7 protein-coding genes are annotated in these 3963 nt (G+C 68.4%); 4 read left to right on the forward strand and 3 right to left on the reverse strand.

Annotated features, from left to right (window positions below; translation table 11 throughout):
• The 3 genes from G3N99_RS36295 to G3N99_RS36305 form a co-directional block, all read left to right on the forward strand.
• Positions 1–274: substrate-binding domain-containing protein (locus G3N99_RS36295; protein ID WP_206124772.1), on the forward strand; the 274-nt coding region annotated here is incomplete at its 5' end.
• Between the two features lie 54 nt (positions 275–328).
• Complete coding sequence (locus G3N99_RS36300) at positions 329–1120, forward strand: YhfC family glutamic-type intramembrane protease (protein ID WP_206124773.1); 792 nt, start codon at positions 329–331, stop codon at positions 1118–1120.
• Between the two features lie 13 nt (positions 1121–1133).
• Positions 1134–1496: a DUF3022 domain-containing protein gene (locus G3N99_RS36305; RefSeq protein ID WP_043182999.1), complete on the forward strand. Its 363-nt coding sequence runs from the start codon at positions 1134–1136 to the stop codon at positions 1494–1496.
• A 36-nt stretch (positions 1497–1532) separates the two neighbouring features.
• Here G3N99_RS36305 and G3N99_RS36310 read toward each other — a convergent pair whose 3' ends face one another.
• On the reverse strand, positions 1533–1964 hold the full coding sequence (locus G3N99_RS36310; RefSeq protein ID WP_174933957.1) for a PGDYG domain-containing protein: 432 nt from the start codon (positions 1962–1964) through the stop codon (positions 1533–1535).
• Positions 1965–2099: 135 nt separating this feature from the next.
• Positions 2100–2645 carry a Spy/CpxP family protein refolding chaperone gene (locus tag G3N99_RS36315; protein WP_011352173.1) on the reverse strand — a complete coding sequence of 182 codons (546 nt, stop codon included), beginning with the start codon at positions 2643–2645 and terminating at the stop codon, positions 2100–2102.
• Positions 2646–2900: 255 nt separating this feature from the next.
• On the opposite strand from G3N99_RS36315, the gene G3N99_RS36320 reads away from it, so the two are divergent.
• Positions 2901–3365: an Lrp/AsnC family transcriptional regulator gene (locus G3N99_RS36320; RefSeq protein ID WP_006481526.1), complete on the forward strand. Its 465-nt coding sequence runs from the start codon at positions 2901–2903 to the stop codon at positions 3363–3365.
• A 3-nt stretch (positions 3366–3368) separates the two neighbouring features.
• On the opposite strand, the gene G3N99_RS36325 is transcribed toward G3N99_RS36320, so the two are convergent.
• Positions 3369–3963, reverse strand: a 595-nt coding sequence (locus G3N99_RS36325; RefSeq protein WP_206124774.1) for a HAMP domain-containing sensor histidine kinase, incomplete at its 5' end; no start/stop codon positions are given.

A 3963-nucleotide genomic window follows, 5' to 3' on the forward strand; every position in this document is an offset into this window, starting at 1 on the left:
CTTGTTCGCCGCGAACGCGCCGGTCGCACTCGCGATCGCGCGCCACCTGCGCGCGCGTTTCGGCACCGCATGGCAGCAGAGGGCAGCGCTGCTGTCGATCGACGATCCGGAATGGGCCGAGCTGATCGGAATCACGACGATTCGCCAGCCGACCTACGAAATCGGCTACAAGGCCGTCGAATTCGTGCACGAGCGGATCGACGGCGCGGCGGGCGACGTACGCGTCTCGCTGTTGCCGGGCGAGCTGGTTGCGCGCGCGTCGACCGCAAGCTGAGTATCATTCGGGGCACGCAGCGCGTCAGGTGCGCTGCCCCGAACAAGGAAATACATGACTGTCGCTCCCGTCACGCTGGCGGTGCTGATCGCCGCCACGCTGATCATCGCGCTCCTGCCGCTCGTCCTCTACCGTATTCTGCGCAAGCCGCTGGCGTTGAACCGCCGCGACACGATCGTCGGCGTGGCCGTCTTCACGCTGTTCGCGATGATCCTCGAACGCGCGTTCCACGGGCTCGTACTGAGCCAGACGCCGCCGGATGGCTGGCTCACGCAGCCGCTCGCGTTCGTCACGTACAGCGCGCTCGCGACGGCCGTATTCGAGGAAGTCGGTCGCTATCTCGGGATGCGTTTCCTGAACCGCCGCTATGGCCCGTCGTCGGCCGGCGACAGCCGCGGAATCGGCTACGGGATCGGTCACGGTGGCGCCGAAGCATGGTTCGTCGGCGTACTCGTGTGGGGCCAGTGGTCGTATCTCGCGTGGCTCGCGAGCCGTGGCCAGCTCGAAACGCAACTCGCCGACCTGCCGGGCGATACCGTCGTGCGGCTGCAGGTGATGCTCGCGACGCTGTCGGCGCAGTCGATCCTGCTGTTGCTGCTCGAACGCTGCACGGCATTCGTGCTGCAGCTCGCGCTGTCGGTGCTGGTCTGGCGCGGCGTGCGCGCCGGCCGCGCGGGCGTGTTGCCGCTCGCGATCGTGCTGCATGCGCTGGCGGCTGCGCCGGCGCTGCTGTACCAGGTGCGCGTGCTGCCGGCCGGCTGGGTCGAGGCCGCGTATTTCGTGCTGGCCGCGATCCTGGTCGTCGTGCTGGTGAAGGCATGCCGGCCGTCGCAATCGGCAGCCTGACGGGAGAGACGGGATGGATGACTATCTGATCGAATGCCAGAGCGCGGAATTCGACGCGCTCGCACGCGTGATCTGCGATCTCTTTCCGGAGCAGACGCGTTTCGCTGAAAGCAGCGACGCGCGCGGGCGGTTCCTGTCCGTGCAGTGGCTGGCGATGCGTTTCGGCTCGGCGCCGAAGCGGATGACGCTCGATATCCGCATCGTGCCGGCCGCGCTCGCGCGCTATCTGGCGCTCAAGCCGATGCAACGGGCACGCAGCCATGCGGTGCTGCATGCATATACGGAAGCGATGCTCGGGTCGCTCGAGGAGCGTCACGCGGCCGGCGAGGCCGTCGAGCGCGACGCGGAACTCGAACTCGACGAAGACTTTGCTTGATGACCGTTCGCGCCGGCGCAATGCCGGCGCGCTGCATTACGCGTCGCGATAGACCTGCGCGAAGCGCTGCGCCTGCACGACACCGTAGTCGCCGGGCGCGTACTGCATCACCCAGTCGCCGGCGACGCCGCGCAGCGTGTCGCCGTTTTCCGAGCGGGCGATCGTGAACGGCTCGTCCATCCGGCGGGCGAGCACGACGGCCGGCCGGTTCCGGTAAGCGCCCGATGCGCCGTGTGCGAGCGCCGGATCGGCGGGCAGGTACTTGGCGTCGAAGCGCGCGCGCGACACGACCCAGCGGTCGCCGGTCGAGCCCGTAATCAACGCGTCGCCTGCGACATAGCGGTTCGGGCCTTCGAGGCTCATCAGTTCGCCGTCGGCTTCTGCGAAGGAAACGGCGACGGTTTCGTCCTTGACGACGCGACGGGCCTGCGGATCGGTACGCAGGTCGATTTGCTTGAGTTCGAGCATGGCGGGGAAGGGCGGGAAAGCTGTAAAAGCCGGGAGCTTATCCCGAATCCGGCGCGCCGTGTGACGCGCCGGTCGCCTGGAGCGGCGCGGCGCCGTTCGGCCCGGACGGGCGACACGGCGCCGGCGGGGAGGGCGTCAGGGCTGCGCGGGTGCGCTGGCGGCCGGCGCGGCTGCCGCCTTGCCTTCCTTGCCCTTCGTCTTGCCCTTGCCGCGATGTTCGCCGCCGTGATGCAGCCAGCTGCGGAACGTCGTGTCGGCCAGTGCCTTCTGGTCGGCCGGGAAGCTCTCGTAGAGCGGTGCGAACGAGTCGGCGAGCTTCTTCGCGCCGTCGGCGTTCGCCTGCGACAGTTCCGCATACTGCTTCATGTCGTCGAGCGCGGAGACGTCGTGCTTGGCCATCCGTTCGCGATAGAGGCGGCCCATCGTGTCGCCGTTGTCGCGCATCGTGTCGGCGAACGTCTTCCACTGCGGTTCCTGCGCCGACGTGATCTTCAGCTGGTCGTGCAGGTACTTGATACGCTGCTCGACGCGCGCTTCGTGGCGCGCCTCGCGCTGCTCGGCGCTCGGGGCCGAAGCCGCGGCCGTCGTGGCCTGGGCGGGCGCCTGCGGCTGTGCCGGGGTTTGCGCGAACGCGCTGGCTGCAACGGCGAGCGTAGCGAGGGTGAGCGAGATTTTCTTCATGGTTGGCTCTCCGGGGTGGTGTCTTGCGAGCGGGCGCGGCGGCAACTGCCGCAAGCGCGCTTCTCGCGTCGCCTGCTATTAGTAGCACGTTGCGTGCGGCGCAGCAGTGAATGCGACACTTGCTTACATCCGATACGAATCGAAATTGAAAGGTTCGTATCGGCTCCGGACGATGGCGTTTGGGCGGGCCGGCGTTCGGCGCTATCATCGCGTCACCTTCCACTCAGCCGGCGCGTCGTGCCCCGGCCCAGCCTCATGCGTCCACCCCGCCTCGACCAACTCGACGATCTCGACCGGCAACTCGTCGCGCTGCTGCAGGCCGATGCGCGCGCCAGCGTTGCGGATCTCGCGCGCCAGCTCGACGTTGCGCGCACGACGGTCGTCGCACGCATCGCGCGGCTCGAACGCACCAACGTGATCGCCGGCTACAGCGTCCGGCTCGGGCAGGACGTGCTCGACGCGAGCATTTACGCGTACGTCGGCATCATCCTCACGCCGAAGTTCGGCAAGGACGTGCTGCGCAAGCTCGACCGGATGCCCGAGGTGCAGCTGCTGTGCGCGGTGAGCGGCGAGTACGACTACGTCGCGTGGCTGCGCGCGGATTCGCCCGAACGGCTCAACGACCTGCTCGACCAGATCGGCACGCTCGAAGGCGTCGAACGCACGACGACGTCGATCATCCTGTCGCGCAAGATCGATCGCGGGACGATCGGCGGCTGACGCTCAAGTGCGGTGTCCGTCGCGCGGTGCGTGTTGCGCCGGCGTGTCGGCGGGGCGGTCGGGCTGCGTCGCGCCAGGCGGCCGTACGAGCGGAATCCGCACCGAGATGCGCAACCCGCGCGATTCCGCTTCGTCCGCATACGCAAGCGCGATGTCGGCGCCCATCCGGTCCGCGACGATCTTCACGATCGACAGGCCGAGCCCGGAGCCGATCTGCGCATTGCCCGGCACCCGGTAGAACGGATCGAACACGCGCGCGCGTTCGTGCGGCGCGATGCCCGGGCCGGTATCGACGATCGTCACGCACGCATGCGTGTCCGTGCGTTGCGTCGCCAGGTCCACGCGTCCGCCCGGCGGCGTGTAGCGGATCGCGTTGTCGACCAGGTTCATCACGAGCGATACGAGTTCGAGCTCGTCGACGGGCACGGAGGTGTCCGGGCCGTCTTCGATGCCGATGTCGATGGTTTTCGCATCGGCGAGCGGCATCAGGTCTTCCAGCACGCGGCGATAGACTGCATGGACCGACACGTCACCGGGCGGCGCGGCCGGCGCGCTTTGCGCCCGCGCGAGCGCGAGCAACTGCCCGATCAGGTGGCGG

The organism is Burkholderia sp. Ac-20392, from assembly GCF_017104585.1.
GTDB lineage: Bacteria > Pseudomonadota > Gammaproteobacteria > Burkholderiales > Burkholderiaceae > Burkholderia > Burkholderia lata.